We start from the raw sequence: 20,135 nt of genomic DNA, 5'->3' as shown, positions 1-20,135 counted from the left end.
AATACCCTTGCGTGAAATGGGTTATGGGATCATCCTGCGGCCATCAAACGACGCGGGAACTCACCCCGTGCTCCTACCGTTACTTGCCTCGTAATGCGTTGAACAGGGATCACACCATGTCCGAAAGAGGATTGAACACCGTCAGCTTCGCCGGCCATGCCGCCGCGTCCGCGCAGTTCAAGTCGCTCTATGCCGAGGGCATGGGCCTCGTCGAGGAAACGGCGACCTATCTCGACGGCGTCGGCCGCCAGGCCTCCAAGGTGCTGCCGCGCATGGCCTCGGTGCTCTATGCGGCCGAGTCGATGCGTCTCACCACCCGCCTGATGCAGATGGCCTCCTGGCTCCTGCTGCAGCGCGCCGTCAACAACGGCGAGATGAGCCGCGATCAGGTGATCGCCGAGAAGAACAAGGTACGCCTCGACAGCTTCAACGTCGACCGCGCCGCGCCCGGCTGGAACGACCTGCCGGAAGCCTTCCGCGACCTCATCGAGCGGTCGCTGCGCCTGCAGAACCGCGTCGCCCTGCTCGACCGCGAGATCTACCGCCCGCAGGACGTCCAGTCCTTCCAGCCGGACAATCAGAACAGCGTCCAGGCCCAGCTCCACCTGCTGCAGACGGCCTTCGGCAACAACTGAGCGCGCCGCCTTTGACGGATACGGGCCCGGCTTCGGCCGGGTTTTTTGTTGCCTGGATGTGTTTGCCCCTCACCTGCCTGCCGGCATCCTCTCCCCGCAAGCGGGGCGAGGAAGGCTGGGCGCAACGGTTTCCCCATTCACGAAAGGGATGAAAACGGCGCGGCATCCCCTTCTCCCCGCTTGCGGGGAGAAGGTGGCGGCGGCCGGAGGAGGGGCGCCCCGGACAACAAAAAACCCGGCCGAGGCCGGGTTCCTGCAATGCGAGGCGAAGAGCCGAAGATCAGAGGCCGAGGCCTTCGAAGCGCTTCTTGAACTTCGAGACGCGGCCGCCGCGATCCATCAGCTGCTGGTTGCCGCCGGTCCAGGCCGGGTGGGACTTCGGGTCGATTTCGAGGTTCATCGTGGCGCCTTCCGAACCCCAGGTCGAGCGGGTTTCGTACTCGGTGCCGTCGGTCATCACGACCTTGATCGTGTGGTAGTCGGGATGGATTTCAGCCTTCATGACACTCTTCCTGCCTGTTCCGGGTGGCCATTTGTCGCAACGCATTGCGGCGGCCGGGCCAAAGACGTAAATGAAGCCGCGGTCGGTCGAACCTGCGGCTTCCCAATTCGATGGCGAGCCTATACATGATGGCCGTCCGGATAACAAGAGCCGAAAGTCAATTCGTGCCGGCAGGCACTGGAAACGGGGGTAAGGTGTCCGCAGACAGAGAGAAGGCCGCGCCGGCTTCGACCGGGCGCAAATCCATCCGTCCGCTCGGCAGGCTGCTGCCCTATATCGGCCGCTATCGCGGCCTCGTGGCGGGCGCCCTCGTCGCGCTGGTGCTCGCCGCCGTCACCACGCTGGTGCTGCCGATCGCCGTCCGCCGCATGGTCGACCACGGCTTCTCGGAATCCGACGCCGGCTTCATCAACACCTATTTCACGATGCTCTTCGTGCTGGCCGTCGTGCTCGCGCTGGCGAGCGCCATGCGCTACTATTTCGTCATCACGCTCGGCGAGCGCATCGTCGCCGATCTCCGGCGCGACGTCTTCGCCCACGTGACGCGGCTTTCGCCCGCCTTCTTCGACGTCAACCAGTCCGGCGAGATCGTCTCGCGGCTGACGGCCGACACGACGCAGATCAAGTCCGCGGTCGGCGCCACCGCCTCCGTCGCGCTGCGCAACCTCATCCTCTGTCTCGGCGCCGTCGCCATGATGGTCTACACGAGCCCGAAGCTGTCGAGCCTCGTCATCGCCGCCATTCCCGTCATCGTCTTCCCGCTCGTCGCCTTCGGCCGCTCGGTGCGCCGCCGCTCGCGCGAGGCGCAGGACACGCTCGCCGCCGCCTCCGCCTATGCCGGCGAGGCGATCGGCGCCACCCGCACGCTGCAGGCCTTCAACGCCGAGGACGCCGCCCGCGGCCGCTTCTTCGGCGCGGTCGAGGACGCCTACGGCGCCGCCCGGGCGGCGATCCGCGCCCGTGCGCTCCTCACCGGCTTCGCCATCGCCATGGTGTTCGGCTCCGTCGTCGCCGTGCTGTGGTTCGGCGCGCGCGACGTGCTCTCCGGCGCGCTCTCGGCCGGCACGCTCGGCCAGTTCCTGCTCTATGCCGTCTTCGCCGCCGGCAGCCTCGGCGCGCTGTCCGAGGTCTGGGGCGAGCTCTCCCAGGCCGCGGGCGCCGCCGAACGCCTGACGGAGCTGCTCGCGGAGACGCCCGCCATCGCCGCCCCGGCAAGCCCCGTGGCGCTGCCCACGCCGGCGCGCGGCGAGATCGCCTTCGAGGACGTGCACTTCGCCTATCCCGCCCGGCCCGGCTACCGCAGCGTCAACGGCCTGAGCTTCGCCGTCAAGCCCGGCGAGACCGTCGCCATCGTCGGTCCGTCCGGCGCCGGCAAGAGCACGATCCTGTCGCTGGTGCTGCGCTTCTACGATCCCGTTTCCGGCCGCATCACGCTCGACGGCGTCGACCTGCGGGAGGCCGATCCGGAGGCGCTGCGCCGCCGCATCGCCATCGTGCCGCAGGAGGTGACGATCTTCGCCACCTCGATCCGCGACAACATCGCCTTCGGCATGACGGGCGTGAGCGAGGAGGCGATCCGCGCCGCCGCCCGCGCGGCACAGGCGGAGGAATTCATCCTGCGGCTCGACGACGGCTACGACACGGCGGTCGGCGAGCGCGGCGTCACGCTCTCCGGCGGCCAGCGCCAGCGCATCGCGATCGCCCGCGCCATCCTCAAGGATGCGCCGGTGCTGCTGCTCGACGAGGCGACCTCCGCGCTCGACGCCGAGAGCGAGACGGCGGTGCAGAAGGCACTCGACGGCCAGATGGGCAAGCGCACGACGATCGTCATCGCCCATCGTCTGGCGACCGTGCTCAAGGCCGACCGCATCCTCGTCATGGAGAGCGGCCGCGTCGTCGAGGAAGGCACGCACCAGTCGCTGATCCGCAAGGACGGCCTCTATGCCCGCCTCGCCCGGCTGCAGTTCGACCAGGGCAGCCAGGCCTTCCTCAACGAGGCCACGGGCTGACCGGCCACAGGAAAGCCCAAGCAATTCCAGCGAAAGCGCGTCGCCGTTTCGCGTCCGGAATTGCGTAAACCGAAGAGATAGAGCTTTTCGCGATTCGAAGACAAGCGGAAATGCTCTAACGCTCGGTGAGCTTGAGCTCGATGCGGCGGTTGGTGGAGCGCGCCGCGTCGTCGTCGCCCTCGGCGATCGGCTGGTACTCGCCGAAGCCGGCCGCGACCAGCCGGTTCGCCGGAACGCCGTTGGCGATCAGGTACTTCACCACCGAGGTGGCGCGCGCGGAGGAAAGCTCCCAGTTGTCGCGGTAGCGGCCGGTGCCGGAAAGCGGCACGTTGTCCGTATGCCCGTCGACGCGCAGCACCCAGTTGATCTCGGAGGGGATCTCGCGGGCGAGGTCGATGACGGCGGCGGCGAGTTTCTGCATCTCCGCCTGCCCCGCCTCATTGAGATCGCTGCCGCCCGAGGGGAAGAGCACCTCCGACTGGAACACGAAGCGGTCGCCGACGATGCGGATGTTCTCGCGGTCGGAGAGGATCTCGCGCAGGCGGCCGAAGAAGTCGGAGCGGTAGCGGTTGAGCTCCTGAACCCGCTGGGCAAGCGCGACGTTGAGGCGGCGGCCGAGATCGGCGATCTTGGCCTGCGAGGCCTGGTCCTTCGCCTCCGAGGCCTGCAATGCCTCCTCGACGGCGGCGATCTGGCTGCGAAGTGCTGCGATCTGCTGGTTGAGCAGCTCGATCTGGCTCATGGCGCGCGCGCTCACCTGCTTTTCCGCGTCGAGCTCCTGCGAGAGGCTGCCGATACGGGCATTGGCCGTGTCGGAAGCGCCGGAGCCGCGGTCGAGCAGCTCCTGCAGGCGCGAGCGCTCGCCCTCCGACTGCGCGAGCGAGGCCTGGAGATTGACCAGCGCATCCTCCAGGTCCTGCTTGCCGCTCTTTTCCAGCGCGAGAAGCTGCGTCAGCTCGTTGATCTGGCTCGTCAGCCGGTTCAGCACGTCGTCCTTGCCGGAGATCTCCCGGCTCAGGAAGAACTGCGCCAGCACGAAGACCGTGAGCAGGAACATGATGGCGAGCAGCAGCGTCGAGAGCGCGTCGACGAAGCCCGGCCAGTAGTCGACCGCACGCTGGCTGCGCCGGTTGCGGGCGAGCGCCATGCTATTCGCCCCCGGCCTTCTCGTGCGCGGCTTCGGCCGGGCGCTCTGCCGCCGCGGCCTTTCCGCCCGTGCGGGCGGCGAGGCGGTCGAGCGTGCGGCGGAGCGCCTTCGCCTCCTCCTGCTGCGCCTCGATCCAGTCGCGCAGCATCTGCTGCTCGCTGCGCATGTTCTTCACGAGGCCTTGGATGCCTTCGGCAAGGCTCGCCATCGCCGCCGTCGAGCGGCCGCCGCCGCCCTCCTGCGCGAGTTTCAGGATCTGCGCGGCAAGCGCCTGCACGTCGGCGGCAGGCGCCGCCGCGGCCGCATCCGCCATGCCAGCCTCCGGGCCCACGTCCGTCACCGAGGAGAGCCAGTTCTCCAGCTCCATGTAGAAACGGTTCTGCGCGCGGCCGGCCTGCAGGTCGAGGAAACCGAGGATCAGCGAGCCGGAGAGGCCGAAGAGCGAGGTCGAGAAGGCCGTGCCCATGCCCTGCAGCGGCGCGGAGAGGCCTTCCTTGAGGGCGTTGAGGATGTCGTTCGCCGTGCCGCCGCCGGCATCCAGCGACTGGATGACCGAACTGATCGAGCCGATCGTGCCGAGCAGGCCCCAGAAGGTGCCGAGCAGGCCGAGGAAGACGAGGAGGCCGATCAGGTAGCGCGAGGTGTCGCGCGATTCGTCGAGGCGGGTGGCGATGGAATCGAGGATCGAGCGCAGCGTCGCCGTCGACAGCGCCACCGAATGGCGCCGGCCGATCAGCGCCCGCATCGGCGCGAGCAGCACGGGATCGCGCCCGACCTTCTCGGCGCTGCCGGCCGCGCGGAACGAATTGAACCAGCGCACCTCCGGCCGCAGCGCCAGCACGTGGTTGAAGACGAGAAGGATGCCGATCAGAAGCACGCCGAGGATGAGCCCGTTGAGGCCCGGATTGGCGAGAAAGGCGCTCTGCGCCTGCCGGAACAGGATGGCGGCCACGAAGCCGACGATGATGAGGAAGATCACCATCGTCCAGAAGAACGCCATGGGGCTCGACAGTTTGTGGGTATAGCCCTCCCCGGGTTCGGCCGGCCCTCCCCAGCCCGGCAGCGCCAGCTTCGCCATGTATTTGCTTCTCCAACTTACGCGTCGGGCGCGAGACTAGAGGAAGATTGCGCCGAATTGAAGAGCTTGGCGGCAACGGGCGCGGGGAAAGCGTGAAGCGCCGCAGGCCGTCCTCAGCGCGTCGGCACGGGACGGTGCACGACCTCGCGCAGCGCCTTGTGGATATATTCGTTGCCGGCGACGACCGTGCCGGTGTCGAGCATCGCATTGCCGCCGTCGAGGTCGGTCGCATAGCCGCCCGCCTCGCGAATCAGGAGGATGCCGGCGGCGATGTCCCAGGGCGAAAGATCGCGCTCCCAGAAACCGTCGAAGCGGCCGGCGGCGACGTAGGCGAGATCGAGGGAGGCCGAGCCGAGGCGGCGCATGCCGGCCACCTCGCCCATGACGTGGCGCAGCTCGATCAGGAATTTCCCGTGGTTGCCGCGGCCGAGATGCGGCAGGCCGCAGCCGATGACCGCGTCGGAGAGGTTGCGCCGGGCGGCGACGCGCAGGCGCCGGTCGTTGAGGAAGGCCCCGCCGCCGCGCTCGGCGGTGAAGAGCTCGTCCGTCGCCGGGTTGAGCACGACGGCGCCGACGATCTCGCCGTTGCGCTCCAGCGCGATCGAGATGGCGAAGGCCGGGATGCCGTGCAGGAAATTCGTCGTGCCGTCGAGCGGATCGACGATCCAGCGGTGCGCGCCGTCGGTGCCCTTGATCTCCTCTGATTCCTCGCCGAGGAAGCCGTAGGTCGGCCGCGCCTTCATCAGTTCCTCGCGGATCAGCTTCTCCGCCTTGCGATCGGCCTGCGAGACGTAGTCGCCCGGGCCCTTCAGCGAGACCTGGAGGTTCTGCACCTCGCCGAAATCGCGGGCGAGCGACTTGCCGGCCTTGAAGGCGGCCTGAACCATGACGTTGAGAAGAGCTGAGCGGGCCATGCGAGGGTGTCCTTCGGGAATCTCCGGCTTTCGGGCGGCGGATGCCGCGGCGCCAAGCGGCGCCGGACCGGATTTCCGGCCTCAAGACCACAAATCCCCCGAAGTTTCAAGCCTCGCGCCCCTGCAAGCCTTGCAAGGCAGGCGGCCGAATCGCGCAACGCGGTAAACGCACGGCCGTCAGGAGGCCGAGCGGAAGCGGTTCGCCGCGTCGATCGCCGCCTTCTGCTCCTCGTCGGTGAGGCCGAGATAGAAGTCCTCGAGCGCCGGGTCGCTCAAGCCCGCGCGGCGGGCGAGGACGAACCATTTCGCCGCCTCGACCGGATCGGGGCCGGTGCCGATGGCGTTGATGTAGAGATGCGAGAGCTTGCTCTGCGCCACGACGTTGCCGCCCTCCGCGGCGCGCTTCATCCACTGGAAGCCTTCCTCGTAGTCGCGCGGGCCGGCCGTGCCGTTGACGAGCCAGATGGCGAGGTCGAGCTGGGCGGTGTCGAAGCCGGCGCGGGCGGCGCGCGTCAGCCATTCGCGCGCCCGGTCGCGCTTCTCCTGCGGCAGGTCCTTGAGGCTCGCATAGATCTGCGAGACGGCATATTGCGCGTCGGCGATGCCCTGCTCGGCCGACTTCTCGTAATAGGGCAGCGCATCGCGCAGGCCCTTGTCGCCGGGCGACTTGGCGACGAGCACCTGCGCATAGTTGAACTGCGCGGAGGCGTTGCCGAGGTCGGCGGCCTTCTTCATCAGGTCGTCGGCCTTCGCCCGGTCGGCGTCGGTGTGCTGCTTCTCCATCAGGATCAGCGCGTAGCGGAACATCGCCGCCGGATCGCCGCCGCTGGCGGCCTGCTCGTACCAGAAGGCCGCCTGCTCGCGGTTGCGGCGCACGCCGAGGCCGCGGTCGAGGATCTCCCCGACGAGCGTCTGCGCCGCCGGATCGCCGAGCTGCGCGCGCGGCAGCGCAAGCTCCATTGCCGTCAGGTAGTAGCCGCGCTGGAAGGCGCCGTAGGCGTCGTCCACCTTGCCGGTGAAGGGCTTCTCCTCCGGCAGCGCCGGCAGTTCCGCGCCCATGCGATCGAGCACGTTGACGCCGCCCGACGGCGCGGTCTCCCCGGTCTTGGCGGCCGCTTTGTCCGCCACGCCGGCCTTTTCCGCCGCATCCTTGCCGGCATCCGTCCCGGCACGCACCATCGGCCCCTTCTTCGCCGTCTCCGCAGCGAGCGGGCCTGGCAGGAGGAGGCTTGCGGCAAGAAGCGCCGCCGGCAGGGGACGGAAGGCTTTGACGACGACGGACCTGATCATGGCCGCCTACTATTCCTCAAACCGTGGCGCTTTTTCGTCAAGCAGCGCGTTGACGGCGGCCACGACGTGCGGGGCCTGCGCAGGGTCGGCGAAGACCGCCCGGTCGAGCGCCACGAACTCCGCGCCGGTCTCGGCGACCGAAAGAGCGGACTGCGGATCGGTGCCGCCGAGCACGATGCAGGGGATCTCGATCATCGAGGCCCACCACTCGCCGAGCGCGAGGTTCTTCGGATGCGCCTCCGGCTTGATGTCGCCGCCGATGCGGCCGAAGAACACGTAATCCGGCTGCACCTCGCCGATCTCCAGCGCCTTGTGCCGGTCCGTGGCGTTGCCGCCGCCGACGATGAGGCGCGGCGTGAACTTTTCCACCGTCTCGGCCAGCTCCTCGATCCCGCCGGCGACGTGGATGCCGTCCGCCTTCGCACGGCCGGCGACGCGCGTGTCGCCGGCGACCAGCGCCGCCGCCCCCGCCTTCTGCACGATCGGCACCAGCGTCTCGGCATGCTTCTGGAACTGGCCGTCGTCGAGCCCGTATTGCGGCAGGATCACCGAGGCGACGTCGCCGCCCTTCAAAGCGCCCTCCAGCATGGCCGCACGCTGGGCGATGTCCTCGCCCTCGGGGAGGATCAGCACGAGGCGGCAGCGGTTGTCGGCGTCAGGCATGGGCGTTCCAGTTCGTGTGTCTGTTGCAGCCGCCCGGAAACGGGAGGGCTCGCCATCGCGATGCAAAGCGGATAGACGGAATGGCGAACAGGATCAATCGCCCTTCCCGTCCGCTTTGCCAAGTTGCCCCCATGCCGCTCGACCTCTCGATCTACTATGTCGCCATTCCCGCGGTCCTGCTCGTCGGCCTGACCAAGGGCGGCATGGGCGAGGCTCTGGCGCTCATGGGCGTGCCCATCCTTGCCATGAGCCTTCCGCCCGTGCAAGCGGCGGCGATCCTGCTGCCGGTGCTGGTGGTGATGGACATCGTCTCGCTGTGGATCTGGCGCGAGTACAACGACCGCACGCTCCTGAAGATGCTGCTGCCGGGCGCAATCCTCGGCGTGGCGATCGGCTGGGCGACCTCGGCCTACGTGCCGCGCGACGCGCTCCGTCTCATCATCGGCGTCATCACCGTTCTCTTCGCCGCTCGCTACTACCACAACGCCTGGCGCGCGCGCCGCGGCCATGTCGTCGCGGCCAAGCCGCACCGGCTGGTGCCGGCCGCCTTCCTCGGCGCACTGTCGGGCTACGGCAGCTTCGTGGCGCATGCCGGCGGCGCCCCCTTCCAGGTCTACGGCCTGCCGCTGAAGCTGCCGCCGCGCAACTATACCGGCGCCACTGTCCGCTTCTTCGCCATCCTCAATGCCGTGAAGCTCAGCCCCTATTTCGCGCTCGGCCAGCTCGACACGACCAACCTCTCCATCTCCGCCACGCTCGTGCCGCTCGCCATCGCCGCGACCGCACTCGGCGGCTTTCTCGTCAAGCGGATGCGGCCGGAGGTCTTCTATCCCTTCATGTACGCGATGGCGCTCGCCGCCGGGCTGAAGCTCGTCTGGGACGGCGTGGCGGCCTTCGTTTAAGGCCCTGTGCCGGCAGACAAAACGCTTGCCGGTTGCACCGCTTTGTCCTAGCCTCGCGCCATGGTGCATCACGACCCCTTCGCCGCGATTGCCGACCCGAACCGCCGGTTCCTGCTGGAGGAATTGCGCCGCGCGCCACGCACCGTCAACGAGCTGTCGCAGGGTCTGCCGATCAGCCGCCCGGCCGTCTCCCAGCACCTGAAGGCGCTCCTCGACTGCAACCTCGTCAGCGTGAAGTCGCAAGGCACGAGGCGCATCTACGCGATCAACCGCAAGGGCTTCGACCGCCTCAACCTCTGGCTCGACCAGTTCTGGGCCTGACCCGGAAACGCTTCGCCCCGGCGCGCCGTTCGGCGGCCGGGGCGACTGGCGTGGATTCCTTGGATCTTCGGGGGCGGTCTCTTGCGCCGTTGCGGTGCGGACCTGCCGTCCCTTGATTGCTCTCCCCTGTTGCGTCCGGAAAAATGCCCTGCCTGTCAATGCGTCGAGGAGCGGAGACGTTCGATCTCGTCCTTGATGCGCAGCTTGCGCCGCTTGATGTCGGCAATCGTTCTGTCGTCCGAAGAAGGTTGGTTCATAGCCGTATGCAGCTCCTCCTCGAGGGCGAAGTGCTTCTTTTCGAGCGTGGCCAGATGAGCCTCAATCGTCATGTGACAGTTCCTTCCTTTTGTTCGCCTCCGGCACGAGCGTGCCGGCGGCCCAGGTTGCAACCAAGCAAGTGTGCCATGCTATTTTTCATTTGTCGAAGGCGAAAACGTGACGAGGGATAACTTCCCGTTACCGGGGATTTCGTGGTAGGAGCAGCCTTCGGAATGACTGGGGGAAGGCGGTTCGCCGCTGCTCCGACGACGGGGAACGAATAGCATGGCAGACCAGGATCAGGCAGAATTGCGGCTGGCCGTAGCAAGGCTGCGCCAGGAGCACGAGGACTACGACGCCGCCATAAACGCCATGATCCAGACCGGGTGCGAAGCCCTCAGAATCCAGCGCATGAAGAAGAAGAAGCTGGCGCTCAAGGACATGATTTCCAAGCTGGAAGACCAGATCATCCCCGACATCATCGCCTGAGGGACGGACAGACACCTTGAAGACAACAGAAACGCCCCCCGTCGCCATCATCATGGGCAGCCAGTCCGACTGGGAGACGATGAAGAACGCCGCCGACACGCTCGACACGCTCGGCGTCGACTACGAGGCGCGCATCATTTCGGCGCACCGCACGCCGGACCGGCTCTACAGCTTCGCCCGCGGCGCGCGTGCGGAGGGCTTCAAGGTCATCGTCGCGGGGGCCGGCGGCGCCGCCCACCTGCCCGGAATGACGGCGGCCATGACGTCGCTGCCGGTCTTCGGCGTGCCGGTGCAGTCTAAGGCGCTCTCCGGCCAGGATAGCCTGCTCTCCATCGTGCAGATGCCGGCCGGAATTCCCGTCGGAACGCTGGCGATCGGCAAGGCCGGCGCGATCAACGCCGCCCTGCTCGCCGCCGCGGTGCTGGCGCTCTCCGACCCGGAGCTCGCCCACCGCCTCGACGAATGGCGCGAGACGCAGACGCGGGCGGTCGCCGAATATCCCGTGGACGGCCCGCTATGAGCGTCCGCACGATCGGCATCATCGGCGGCGGCCAGCTCGGCCGCATGCTCGCCATGGCGGCAGCCCGCCTCAACTTCCGCACCGTCATCCTCGAGCCGCAGGCCGACAGCCCGGCCGCGCAGGTTGCCAACGCCCAGATCGTCGCCGCCTACGACGACGAGGGGGCGCTCGCCGAACTTGCCCGCGCTGCCGACGTCGTCACCTACGAGTTCGAGAACGTGCCCGTCGCCGCCGCCATGACGCTCACCGTGGCGCGTCCCGTCTACCCGCCGCCGCGCGCGCTGGAGGTCTCGCAGGACCGGCTCGTCGAGAAGCGCTTCCTGCGCGACTGCGGCATCGCGACGGCCGATTTCGCCGCCGTCGACAGCCAGGCCGACCTCGAGCAGGCCCTCGACCGCTTCGCCGGCGTCGGCATCCTCAAGACGCGTCGACTCGGCTACGACGGCAAGGGACAGCGCCTGTTCCGCTCGCCCGCCGAGGATCGCGCAGGCGCCTTCGCCGCGCTCGGCGGCGTGCCGATGATCCTCGAAAGCCTCGTGCCCTTCGACCGCGAGATCTCGATCATCGCCGCGCGCGACCGCGACGGCACGATCGCCTGCTACGATCCGGCCGAGAACGTCCACCGCAACGGCATCCTGCACACCTCGACGCTGCCCGCCCATGTGAACGAGACGACGGTAGACGCCGCGCGCAAGGCCGCGCGGGCGATCCTGGAAAACCTCGCCTATGTCGGCGTCATCGGCGTGGAGTTCTTCGTGCTGCCGGACGGCGGGCTCGTCGTGAACGAGATCGCGCCCCGCGTGCACAATTCCGGCCACTGGACGGAAGCCGCCTGCGTCGTCTCGCAGTTCGAGCAGCATATCCGTGCCGTCGCCGGCCTTCCGCTCGGCGATCCGCGCCGCCATTCGGACTGCGTGATGCAGAACCTGATCGGCAAGGACATCGACGACGTGCCGGCCTGGCTGATCCGTGCCGACGTGCTCGTCCACCTCTACGGCAAGACGGAAGCGCGGCCCGGCCGCAAGATGGGCCACGTCACCCGGCTGCTCTCCTGAGGGCTGGAAAACCGGCCGCAAACGGTTGACAGCCGGAAAGCGACGGGGTACATGCCTGCCAACCTGGAAGCGCGCCCCAACCGGCGCGTTTTTAATTGAGGAAATCCGGCGCCTTCACGTCGCCCTGCAATATCGCGGATCAGAAAAATGAAGATCAAGAATTCGCTCAAGTCGCTCAAGGCCCGCCACCGCGAGAACCGCCTCGTGCGCCGCAAGGGCCGCGTCTACATCATCAACAAGCAGAACCCGCGCTTCAAGGCCCGCCAGGGCTGAGACGGTTCCTTCGCCTGCCGGACGGCGGGCGAAAAATAACGGTATGAAGCGGCGCATAGGCGGTTTATGATGATCGCCATGCGCCTTTTCGTGTTCTGCACCCTCTGCCTCGTTCTCGCGCCGCCCGCCTGGGCAGCCGAACCCGCGTCCGCGCAAGGCGCCTCCGCCGCCTTCGAGACGTCCGAGGAACGGCTCGGCAAGCTCTTCGACGCGCTGAAGCGCGAGCGCGATCCCGATACCGCCCGCGGCATCGCCGACCGCATCCGCCGCGAATGGCAGGATTCGGGCAGCCCGACCGTCAATCTCCTGATCCGGTGGGCCGACAAGGCCGTCGCCGACGAGAAGAACGTCGCCGCGCTCGATTTCCTCGACGAGGCGATCCGGCTCAGGCCGGACTATGTCGAGGGCTGGAACCGCCGCGCGACACTGCACTTCAAGCTCGGCAACTACCGCAAGTCCATGTCGGACATCAACCGCGTGCTCGCCATCGAGCCGCGCCATTTCGGCGCCATCGCCGGCATGGCCGCGATCATGGGCGAGACTGGCCGGGACACGATGGCGCTGGAGGCCTGGGAGCGCTTCCTGGAGCTCTACCCCTCCGAGCGCCGCGCGCAGAAGGAACTCGGCGAGCTTGCAGAGAAGCTCACCGGCCAGCGCACCTGAGTCCGCTGCGGCAAGCCCCCTCATCCGCCTGCCGGCACCTTCTCCCCGCCGGGGAGAAGGAAAGGTGCGGCCTCGACGGCGTTTCCCCTTCTCCCCTCGGGGAGAAGGTGGCCCGAAGGCCGGATGAGGGGGGCTCCCCTACCCTTCAGGTATGCTCAGACGCCGCTTACGCCGTCTGCGCCGATATAGGCGATGCGCAGCATGTTGGTGGCGCCGGGCGTGCCGAGCGGCACGCCGGCCGAGATGATGATGCGGTCGCCCGGCTTGCCGAACTCCTCGCTGACGACGATGCGGCAGGCGCGGTTGACCATGTCGTCGAGATCCTCCGCATCGCCCGTGACGACGCAGTGCAGTCCCCAGACGACCGAGAGGCGGCGCGCCGTCTCGATGACCGGCGACAGCGCCAGCACCGGCACTTCCGGCCGCTCGCGGGCGGCGCGCAGCCCCGTCGTGCCCGAGGAGGTGTAGCAGACGATGGCCGACAGCTTCAGCGTCTCGGCGATCTGCCGGGCGGCGAGCGAGATGGCGTCGGCCCCGGTCGCCTCCGGCGCGGTGCGCTGGGCGTAGATGATGCCCGGATAATGCGGGTCGCGCTCGACCTTGCTGGCGATCGACGCCATGGTCGAGACCGCCTCGACCGGATAGGCGCCGGAGGCCGATTCGGCAGACAGCATCACCGCGTCCGCGCCCTCGAAGACGGCGGTCGCGACGTCGGAGACCTCGGCGCGCGTCGGCACCGGCGCGGAGATCATCGATTCGAGCATCTGCGTTGCGACGACGACCGGCTTGCCGGCGCGCCGACACGCGCGGATGAGCTGCTTCTGCAGGCCGGGCACGGCTTCGAGCGGCATTTCCACGCCGAGGTCGCCGCGCGCCACCATCAGCGCGTCGGAGAGCTCGATGATCTCGTCGATGCGCTCGATCGCCTGCGGCTTCTCGATCTTCGACATCAGGCCGACGCGGCCGCGGGCGATCTTGCGCACCTCGGCGAGGTCCTCCGGCCGCTGGATGAAGGAGAGCGCCACCCAGTCGACGCTGCCGGTCGCCAGCACCGCGTCGAGATCGACCCGGTCCTTCTCGGTGAGCGCGCCGACGGGCAGCAGCGTATCGGGCAGGCTCACGCCCTTGCGGTCGGATATCTTCGTGCCGGAGACGACCGTGCAGACGATCGACTTGCCGTCGGTCTTCTCGGCGCGCAGGTGCAGCTTGCCGTCGTCGATCAGCAGGCGATGGCCGGGCTTGACGGCTTCGAGGATTTCCGGATGCGGGAGGAAGACGCGGTTGTCGTCGCCGGGCTCGTCGCGGTTGTCGAGGGTGAAGGTCTGGCCGGGCTGAAGCTCCGCGGAACCTTCGGCGAACTTGCCGACGCGCAGCTTCGGCCCCTGCAGGTCGGCAAGGATGCCGATCGGCCGGCCGCAACGCGCCTCCACGGCGCGGATGCGGCTGATCAGCGTGCGCATCACGTCGTGGCTTGCGTGGCTCATGTTGATGCGGAACAGGTCTGCTCCCGCCTCGTGCAGTTTCTGGATCATCTGCTCTTCGGACGATGCCGGTCCGAGCGTGGCGAGGATTTTGACTCTTCTGTTCCGTCTCATCAGTTCTGGCTTTCCTGCGTCCCTGGCGTGTCGGAAAGCTGCACCATCCAGCTCCCCTGTCGTCCCGTGTCGTATTCCTTGAAGCCCATGCGCTGGAAGCCGCGGGCGAAGCAGTCCTGCACGCCGACGATCTTGAACTCGTTCTCGGCCACGCACATGTTCACGTCGCCCGTCCAGCGGCCGCCGCGGGCAGCGTCCTCGGCATAAAGATAGTAGTAGCGCGATTGCAGCTCGCCCTCGATCAGCGTGGCGCAGGTCGTCGCCGGCACCTGCCACCAGCCCTCGCTGATCCAGCCTTCGCCGGCGCGATAGCCGATGGCGACGCCGACGAGGTTCTGCGTGCCGTTGCAGACGCGGAAATCGGCTTTCGCCGCCTCCGGAACGGACAGGGCGAGGAAGCCCGCGAAAACGAACAGGCCGGCCTGGAGGAGGCCGCCGGCTTGCGGAGCGAAGGAGCGAAGGCTTTTGGGTTTCACGGCTTCCGATGGAACTCCGTTGATTTGATCACGCGCTTTCTTGCGACGACGGGCCGGGATTGTCAACGCGCCTCTGGCCCGCGGCGGTCCGGGGGCCGTTGCCCGAACGGCCCGCCCGCCCCTGAGAATGCGGCCCTTGCGGGCGGCGGCGCGGCATGCGATCAGTCGGCCGGCAAGCACAGTCGGCAAGGGCCATGCACGATCACCCTCCCTTCGAAATCATAGGCGGCGACCCGGCCCTCGGCCTGGTGATTCTCGCCGACCACGCGACCAATCTCCTGCCGGAGGAATACGGCCGCCTCGGCCTGCCGGAGAGCGCCTTCTCCCGCCATATCGCCTACGACATCGGCGTGGAGGCGACGGTGCGCGGGCTCTGCGAAAGGCTCGGCGCGCCGGCCGTGCTCAGCCGCTTCTCGCGCCTGCTGATCGATCCAAACCGCGGCGAGGACGACCCGACGCTGATCATGCGCATCTCCGACGGCGCGATCGTGCCCGGCAACCATCCGATCAGCGAGGCGGAATGGCGCCGCCGCCTCGAGACTTACCACCGCCCCTATCACGACGCCGTCGCCCGCACGATCGCCGCGAGCGCTTCGGCGGGCGGCAGGGCGCCGCTCGTCATCTCGCTCCATTCCTTCACGCCCGCCTGGAAGGGCGTGGCGCGGCCCTGGCAGGCCGCCGTGCTGTGGGACAGCGATCCCCGCGCCGTCCGCCCGCTTCTCGCCGAGCTCGAAGCGCTCGGCCTCACGGTCGGCGACAACGAGCCCTATGACGGGGCGCTGCGCGGCGACACGATGTTCCGCCACTGCATGGTGACGGGCATCCCGCATGCGCTGATCGAGATCCGGCAGGACGAGATCGGCGATGCGGCGGGCATCACCTGCTGGGTGGAGCGTCTGGCGCCGATCCTCGACCGGTTGAACCGGCGCGAGGATCTGCACGAATACGAGATATTCCCTTCCCGCACCGGACCCTATTGAGAGCGAGACGATGAGCGAACTGACGAAAGACCAGCGGACGGCGTTCGAGGCGGCCGCCTTCAGGCGCCTGCTGGCGCATCTCGACACGCGCAGCGACGTTCAGAACATCGACCTGATGAACCTCGCCGGCTTCTGCCGCAACTGCCTCGCCAACTGGTACCGCGAGGCGGCGGAAGCCTCCGGCGTGCCGCTGACGAAGGAGGAGGCGCGCGAGATCGTCTACGGCATGCCCTACGAGGAGTGGCGCGCACGCCACCAGCGCGAGGCGACCGAGGCGCAGAAGACCGCCTTCGAGGCGAATCGCCCGGAGGAATGACGGCGGCACGTCGGCAAAAACCGCAATCCCCGCATATCGGGCCTTGATCTTGCCGGAACTTCGCGGCAGATCACGGCACCTTCGAATTTCCGGAACCAGCAAGGAGAACACCATGTCGGATGCCCACGGCGTCGCCCGCGACCAGCTTCGCGCTTTCATCGAGCGCATCGAGCGCCTCGAGGAGGAAAAGAAAACCATCGCCGACGACATCAAGGACGTCTACGGCGAGGCCAAGGGCGTCGGCTTCGACACGAAGATCCTGCGCAAGGTCATCCAGATCCGCAAGCAGGACAAGGACGAACGCATGGAGCAGGAGGCGATCCTTGACACCTACCTCCAGGCCCTCGGCATGGTCGACCTGCCGCCGGACGCGGAATGACGGCCGCGACGTCCCAACGAAAAGCCCGCCGGTCCGGCGGGCTTTTTCTTGCGGTCAGGAAGGCCTGACATCAGTTCTCGGCGAACTTGCGCACTTCCATGAAATTGACGGCGGTGCCGCTGAAGCGGGCGGGATCGACCGCCCCCTCCTCCTGCCGGAAGCCGGCGAGGTAGACGGTCGTCGGGGCGGCGCGCATGGTGCGGCTGACGAAGCGCGGCGCCTTGACCGGCTTGGACATGGTCGCGAAGCGGTCCTGCGTCAGGGCGAGCTGCGAGACGAGCTTCTGCGTCAGCTTCGGCTCGCCGCGGATCGCACCGCGGCTGGCGGCATCGGCGTCCTTCTTCTTCGGTCGGCCGCTCTTGCTCTTCGTCTCGGTCGCCGTCTGGGTGGCGAAGGCGTCGCCGCCGAGCGAACGGCCCGCCTCGGAGGCGGCAAGCGCCGCCATCTCGATCGTCCCCTCGCCGCCCGCCACGGCGGGGTCGGCAAGGGCCGCGAGCCCGGACCGATCGGCCGCGATGGGAAGCGCCACCTCGGCTTCGGCCGCCGCCATCAGCGCCGCGCGGCTCTGGTCGAGCTCGACTTCGGGCCGAAGCCCGGGGATCGGCACGCTGGAGAGCTCCTCGGCGTCCTCGACGGCAGCCATCTGCACCGCTTCCGCCTCCGCGTCGCCCGCCTGGCGGCGCACGCCGAGCAGCTCGGGCACCGGAACGGCATAGGCCGAGAGATCGACGAATTCGGGCTTGGCCTCCTCGGCCTTCGGCAGCGCCGCGTCGAGGGCGGCGACCGCGCCGCTGGTCGTCGGCGCGACGAGCGCGAGCTCGCTCAGGCTTTCGCCGGTCTGTTCCTTGAAGGCCGGGCGCACGAGCGGGATCGGTGCGGTGAAGGCCACTTCCGTTTCCGCCGCGATGGGCTTTTCTTCGGCCACCGCCTTCGCCGCGACGCGCACCGGCGTCTCCTCTTCCAGAGGCGCGGCGCTGGCGATGGCTTCGGGTTCCTCGTCCTCGTCGCCGCCGCCGCCGAACAGGGCGAGCAGGAAGTTGCCCTTGCGCTTCTTCGCCGACGCGCTCGGCGACGAACCGCCGCCGGCGACCTGCACCGAATCGGCGCCGACGCGGCGCTTGTAGTCGGCGATCGCCTGCTCGTAGCCGGGCAGCGGCTTGCCGTCGGTCGGGATATGCATGGTCTTGCCGTCGGGGAAGAGCTGCACCAGTTCCTGGCGGCTCATGCGCGGCCAGGCGCGCACGCTGCCGACGTCGAGATGCACGAAGGGCGAGCCCGAGGTCGGATAGTAGCCGACGCCGCCCACCTGGAACTTCATGGCGGTGGCGCGCAGCGCCGAGAGCTTCACGCCGGGAATGTAGAAGTCCATCGCCTTGCCGAGCATGTGCTGGCTCTTCTTGGCGACGCCCTTCGAGCGCGAGCGCAGCATCGAGTTGGTCGCCGGCGAGCGATAGGCGGAGACGACGTTGATGTAGCCGGTCGCGCCGACCTTCTGGTAGACCTCCCACACGAGGTCGAACAGACGCGGATCCATGCGGGTCGGCTCGTTGCGGCGCCAGTCGCGCAGGAAGCGGTTCAACTGGTCGAGACCGCGCTTGTCGTAGCGGCCGTTGCGCTTGAAGACGATCTCGGCCTTTTCCTTGGTGTGGATGTAATAGAGCTTGAGCGAGCGATTGCCGGTCTCCGCCTGGACGGGCGCGGGAACGGCGGCGGGCAGCACCAGCGCGGCCGACAGCACCGCGGCTGCCAACGTCCTGGGCAGCTTGCGCACCACGGCCTTGCACAGGCTACGCAGGGAGCGCCCCGGGAGCTTCATCGATGCGAACAAATTTGCCAAATCTATCCCCGTCCGGAGGACAACGACCGTCCGCTGTCCCAAATGACTGCCAAATGCGGTGAGAGCATGGCAAATCCGCCACACTCGCCGTCAGGGCCGTCTTATAGTGAACAATCCACTAACAGGGAATAAACGGCAATCGCTAAATCGCAAACGGCCGGAGAATCCGGCGTTTCAGGCGGCATCCTTCAGCGGATTGTCGGGGTCGATGCCGTAGTCCTTGAGCTTGCGGTAGAGCGTCGAGCGGCCGATTCCCAGCTTGCGGGCGACCTGGCTCATCTGGCCGTGGTAGAATTTCAGCGCGAAGCGGATCAGTTCCTCCTCCACCTCGGCGAGCTTGCGCACGTGGCCGCCGGGATCGACGCTGGCAATGACGTTCTCCGGCTCGCCGCGCACCGGTGCCCCGGCTGATTCGCCCGGACGGAAATCCGGATAGACGCTCGGAAGGCGCATGTCGGATAGCGGCTCGGCGATGCCCGCGCTCGCGGCCTCCCAGGTCACGGCGCCGTTCTCGGAAAGGCCGTAGCCCGGCACCTGGGCGGCGATCTGCGGAAAGTCGGCCGCCGTCAGTTCCCCGCCCTCCGACAGCACGACGGCGCGGAAGATGGCGTTTTCGAGCTGGCGGATGTTGCCCGGCCAGTCGTAGGCCGTCAGCAGCGCCATGGCGCCGGCCGACACCGCGATCGGCCGGGCGAGCTTCTGCTCGCCGGCGAAGCGCCGCACGAAGGCGCGCACGAGGACGGGAATGTCCTCCTTGCGCCGACGCAGCGCGGGAATGGTGATCGGGAAGACGTTGAGGCGGTAGTAGAGGTCCTCGCGGAAGCGGCCCTCGCGCACCTCGTTGACGAGATCGCGGTTGGTGGCCGAGATCAGCCGCACGTTGACCTTCTGCGGATAGCGCGCGCCGATCGTCTCGATCTCGCCCTGCTGGACGGCGCGCAGGAGCTTCACCTGCACCTCCAGCGGCAAATCGCCGATCTCGTCGAGGAACAGCGTGCCGCCGTCGGCCTCCATGAACTTGCCGGTGTGACGCTCGGTCGCGCCGGTGAAGGCGCCCTTCTCGTGGCCGAACAGGATGCTTTCCACCAGGTTGTGCGGGATCGCGCCGCAGTTGACGGTGACGAAGGGCTTTCCGGCCCGCTCGCTCGCCGCCTGGATGGCGCGCGCCACCATCTCCTTGCCGACGCCGGATTCGCCTTCGAGCACGACGGGAATGTTGGATTGCGCCGCGCGGCGGCCGAGGTCGATGACGCGCAGCATCTCGGGGCTTGCCGAGACGATGTCGTCGAAATGCACCGTCTCGCCGCGATGGCGCCGGCCGCCGCGGCGGCCGCCCTCGCGCTGGTCGCCCACCTTCAGCGCATTGCCGACGGCGATGCCGAGCCGTTCCGGCGAGACGGGCTTGACGACGAAGTCGAAGGCGCCGGCGCGCATGGCCGAGACCACCGTCTCGATGCCGCCCTGCCCCGTCTGCACGATGACGGGGATGGTGTTCTCCCGCTCGGCGAGCGCCTCCAGGAAGGCCGAACCGTTCATTTCCGGCATCATCAGGTCGAGGAGGATGACGTTGATCAGTCCGCCCTTGCGATCGAGCAGGTCGAGGCCGGCGCGGCCGTTCTCCGCCATATGGGCGACATGGCCTGCGCGCTCGATCATGTTCTTCAAGAGCCTGCGCTGGACAGGATCGTCGTCGATGACAAGAATATGGGCCGTCACTGGAACCTCCTTGCCGCAAGGCGTGCGTCATGCATGCCCGGGAACTGAACACCAGCGGACCTTGGCAGAAAGGGTTGAACATGCCGTTTTGAGAAAGGCTTGCATTTTAACCATTGC

Annotated in this window: 23 protein-coding genes; 12 read left to right on the top strand and 11 right to left on the bottom strand. The window is 68.0% G+C overall.

Going from position 1 to position 20,135, the window contains the following annotated elements:
- The first annotated feature begins 116 nt into the window (after positions 1 to 116).
- Positions 117 to 635: a protease adaptor protein RcdA gene (gene rcdA / locus NNZ72_RS02725; protein WP_257312347.1), complete on the top strand. Its 519-nt coding sequence runs from the start codon at positions 117 to 119 to the stop codon at positions 633 to 635.
- Positions 636 to 915: 280 nt separating this feature from the next.
- Here rcdA and rpmE read toward each other — a convergent pair whose 3' ends face one another.
- The gene (rpmE, locus tag NNZ72_RS02720; RefSeq protein ID WP_257312342.1) at positions 916 to 1,137 is read right to left on the bottom strand and encodes a 50S ribosomal protein L31; all 222 of its coding nucleotides are present in this window, start codon (positions 1,135 to 1,137) and stop codon (positions 916 to 918) included.
- 194 nt (positions 1,138 to 1,331) lie between these two features.
- Here rpmE and NNZ72_RS02715 point away from each other — a divergent pair, with 194 nt between their 5' ends.
- The gene (locus NNZ72_RS02715; RefSeq protein ID WP_371747678.1) at positions 1,332 to 3,146 is read left to right on the top strand and encodes an ABC transporter transmembrane domain-containing protein; all 1,815 of its coding nucleotides are present in this window, start codon (positions 1,332 to 1,334) and stop codon (positions 3,144 to 3,146) included.
- 115 nt (positions 3,147 to 3,261) lie between these two features.
- Here the strand turns inward: NNZ72_RS02715 and NNZ72_RS02710 are convergent, their stop codons facing one another.
- From NNZ72_RS02710 to NNZ72_RS02690, 5 genes are all read right to left on the bottom strand, one after another.
- The gene (locus tag NNZ72_RS02710; protein WP_257312336.1) at positions 3,262 to 4,293 is read right to left on the bottom strand and encodes a peptidoglycan -binding protein; all 1,032 of its coding nucleotides are present in this window, start codon (positions 4,291 to 4,293) and stop codon (positions 3,262 to 3,264) included.
- Between the two features lies 1 nt (position 4,294).
- Positions 4,295 to 5,371, bottom strand: a complete 1,077-nt coding sequence (locus NNZ72_RS02705) for a flagellar motor protein MotA (RefSeq protein WP_257312331.1) — start codon at positions 5,369 to 5,371, stop codon at positions 4,295 to 4,297.
- 113 nt (positions 5,372 to 5,484) lie between these two features.
- The gene (locus NNZ72_RS02700; RefSeq protein WP_257312327.1) at positions 5,485 to 6,285 is read right to left on the bottom strand and encodes an inositol monophosphatase family protein; all 801 of its coding nucleotides are present in this window, start codon (positions 6,283 to 6,285) and stop codon (positions 5,485 to 5,487) included.
- A gap of 177 nt (positions 6,286 to 6,462) precedes the next feature.
- On the bottom strand, positions 6,463 to 7,575 hold the full coding sequence (locus NNZ72_RS02695; protein ID WP_257312323.1) for a tetratricopeptide repeat protein: 1,113 nt from the start codon (positions 7,573 to 7,575) through the stop codon (positions 6,463 to 6,465).
- Between the two features lie 9 nt (positions 7,576 to 7,584).
- On the bottom strand, positions 7,585 to 8,238 hold the full coding sequence (locus NNZ72_RS02690; protein WP_257312320.1) for a thiamine phosphate synthase: 654 nt from the start codon (positions 8,236 to 8,238) through the stop codon (positions 7,585 to 7,587).
- 131 nt (positions 8,239 to 8,369) lie between these two features.
- On the opposite strand from NNZ72_RS02690, the gene NNZ72_RS02685 reads away from it, so the two are divergent.
- Both NNZ72_RS02685 and NNZ72_RS02680 read left to right on the top strand, forming a co-directional pair.
- Positions 8,370 to 9,140 carry a sulfite exporter TauE/SafE family protein gene (locus tag NNZ72_RS02685; RefSeq protein ID WP_257312317.1) on the top strand — a complete coding sequence of 257 codons (771 nt, stop codon included), beginning with the start codon at positions 8,370 to 8,372 and terminating at the stop codon, positions 9,138 to 9,140.
- Between the two features lie 60 nt (positions 9,141 to 9,200).
- Positions 9,201 to 9,461, top strand: a complete 261-nt coding sequence (locus tag NNZ72_RS02680; protein WP_257312313.1) for an ArsR/SmtB family transcription factor — start codon at positions 9,201 to 9,203, stop codon at positions 9,459 to 9,461.
- Between the two features lie 155 nt (positions 9,462 to 9,616).
- Here NNZ72_RS02680 and NNZ72_RS02675 read toward each other — a convergent pair whose 3' ends face one another.
- The gene (locus NNZ72_RS02675; protein ID WP_257312310.1) at positions 9,617 to 9,790 is read right to left on the bottom strand and encodes a YdcH family protein; all 174 of its coding nucleotides are present in this window, start codon (positions 9,788 to 9,790) and stop codon (positions 9,617 to 9,619) included.
- Positions 9,791 to 10,004: 214 nt separating this feature from the next.
- Between NNZ72_RS02675 and NNZ72_RS02670 the strand changes: the two genes are divergently transcribed.
- The 5 genes from NNZ72_RS02670 to NNZ72_RS02650 all read left to right on the top strand — a co-directional run bounded on the left by NNZ72_RS02670 (position 10,005) and on the right by NNZ72_RS02650 (position 12,719).
- Positions 10,005 to 10,208, top strand: a complete 204-nt coding sequence (locus tag NNZ72_RS02670) for a YdcH family protein (RefSeq protein ID WP_257312305.1) — start codon at positions 10,005 to 10,007, stop codon at positions 10,206 to 10,208.
- Between the two features lie 52 nt (positions 10,209 to 10,260).
- Positions 10,261 to 10,728 (top strand): 5-(carboxyamino)imidazole ribonucleotide mutase, encoded by a 468-nt coding sequence (purE, locus tag NNZ72_RS02665; protein WP_257312474.1) that lies wholly within the window; start codon positions 10,261 to 10,263, stop codon positions 10,726 to 10,728.
- Complete coding sequence (locus NNZ72_RS02660; RefSeq protein WP_257312302.1) at positions 10,725 to 11,783, top strand: 5-(carboxyamino)imidazole ribonucleotide synthase; 1,059 nt, start codon at positions 10,725 to 10,727, stop codon at positions 11,781 to 11,783. The genes purE and NNZ72_RS02660 overlap by 4 nt, the downstream gene beginning before the upstream one ends.
- Positions 11,784 to 11,930: 147 nt before the next feature.
- Positions 11,931 to 12,056, top strand: a complete 126-nt coding sequence (gene ykgO / locus NNZ72_RS02655) for a type B 50S ribosomal protein L36 (RefSeq protein ID WP_119256688.1) — start codon at positions 11,931 to 11,933, stop codon at positions 12,054 to 12,056.
- Between the two features lie 69 nt (positions 12,057 to 12,125).
- A complete protein-coding gene (locus NNZ72_RS02650; protein WP_257312290.1) occupies positions 12,126 to 12,719 on the top strand; it encodes a tetratricopeptide repeat protein in 594 nt (197 codons plus the stop codon).
- A gap of 155 nt (positions 12,720 to 12,874) precedes the next feature.
- Here NNZ72_RS02650 and pyk read toward each other — a convergent pair whose 3' ends face one another.
- Both pyk and NNZ72_RS02640 read right to left on the bottom strand, forming a co-directional pair.
- Positions 12,875 to 14,314: a pyruvate kinase gene (gene pyk, locus NNZ72_RS02645; RefSeq protein WP_257312287.1), complete on the bottom strand. Its 1,440-nt coding sequence runs from the start codon at positions 14,312 to 14,314 to the stop codon at positions 12,875 to 12,877.
- Complete coding sequence (locus NNZ72_RS02640; RefSeq protein WP_306766165.1) at positions 14,314 to 14,730, bottom strand: DUF1036 domain-containing protein; 417 nt, start codon at positions 14,728 to 14,730, stop codon at positions 14,314 to 14,316. Before NNZ72_RS02640 ends, pyk begins: the two co-directional genes overlap by 1 nt.
- A gap of 254 nt (positions 14,731 to 14,984) precedes the next feature.
- On the opposite strand from NNZ72_RS02640, the gene NNZ72_RS02635 reads away from it, so the two are divergent.
- The 3 genes from NNZ72_RS02635 to NNZ72_RS02625 all read left to right on the top strand — a co-directional run bounded on the left by NNZ72_RS02635 (position 14,985) and on the right by NNZ72_RS02625 (position 16,465).
- Positions 14,985 to 15,770 (top strand): N-formylglutamate amidohydrolase, encoded by a 786-nt coding sequence (locus NNZ72_RS02635; RefSeq protein WP_257312281.1) that lies wholly within the window; start codon positions 14,985 to 14,987, stop codon positions 15,768 to 15,770.
- Positions 15,771 to 15,780: 10 nt separating this feature from the next.
- Positions 15,781 to 16,086, top strand: a complete 306-nt coding sequence (locus NNZ72_RS02630; protein ID WP_257312277.1) for a DUF1244 domain-containing protein — start codon at positions 15,781 to 15,783, stop codon at positions 16,084 to 16,086.
- 112 nt (positions 16,087 to 16,198) lie between these two features.
- Positions 16,199 to 16,465 (top strand): DUF2312 domain-containing protein, encoded by a 267-nt coding sequence (locus NNZ72_RS02625; RefSeq protein ID WP_203424488.1) that lies wholly within the window; start codon positions 16,199 to 16,201, stop codon positions 16,463 to 16,465.
- A 70-nt stretch (positions 16,466 to 16,535) separates the two neighbouring features.
- Here the strand turns inward: NNZ72_RS02625 and mepK are convergent, their stop codons facing one another.
- Positions 16,536 to 18,302, bottom strand: a complete 1,767-nt coding sequence (gene mepK, locus NNZ72_RS02620; protein ID WP_371747677.1) for a peptidoglycan L,D-endopeptidase MepK — start codon at positions 18,300 to 18,302, stop codon at positions 16,536 to 16,538.
- A 174-nt stretch (positions 18,303 to 18,476) separates the two neighbouring features.
- Complete coding sequence (locus NNZ72_RS02615) at positions 18,477 to 20,018, bottom strand: sigma-54-dependent transcriptional regulator (protein ID WP_257312270.1); 1,542 nt, start codon at positions 20,016 to 20,018, stop codon at positions 18,477 to 18,479.
- Between the last annotated feature and the right edge of the window lie 117 nt (positions 20,019 to 20,135).

The sequence above is a fragment of the Shinella pollutisoli genome (assembly GCF_024609765.1).
Taxonomy (GTDB): domain Bacteria; phylum Pseudomonadota; class Alphaproteobacteria; order Rhizobiales; family Rhizobiaceae; genus Shinella; species Shinella pollutisoli.
Note: the sequence above shows the minus strand (reverse complement) of the source record. Positions and strands in the feature narration are given on the sequence as shown.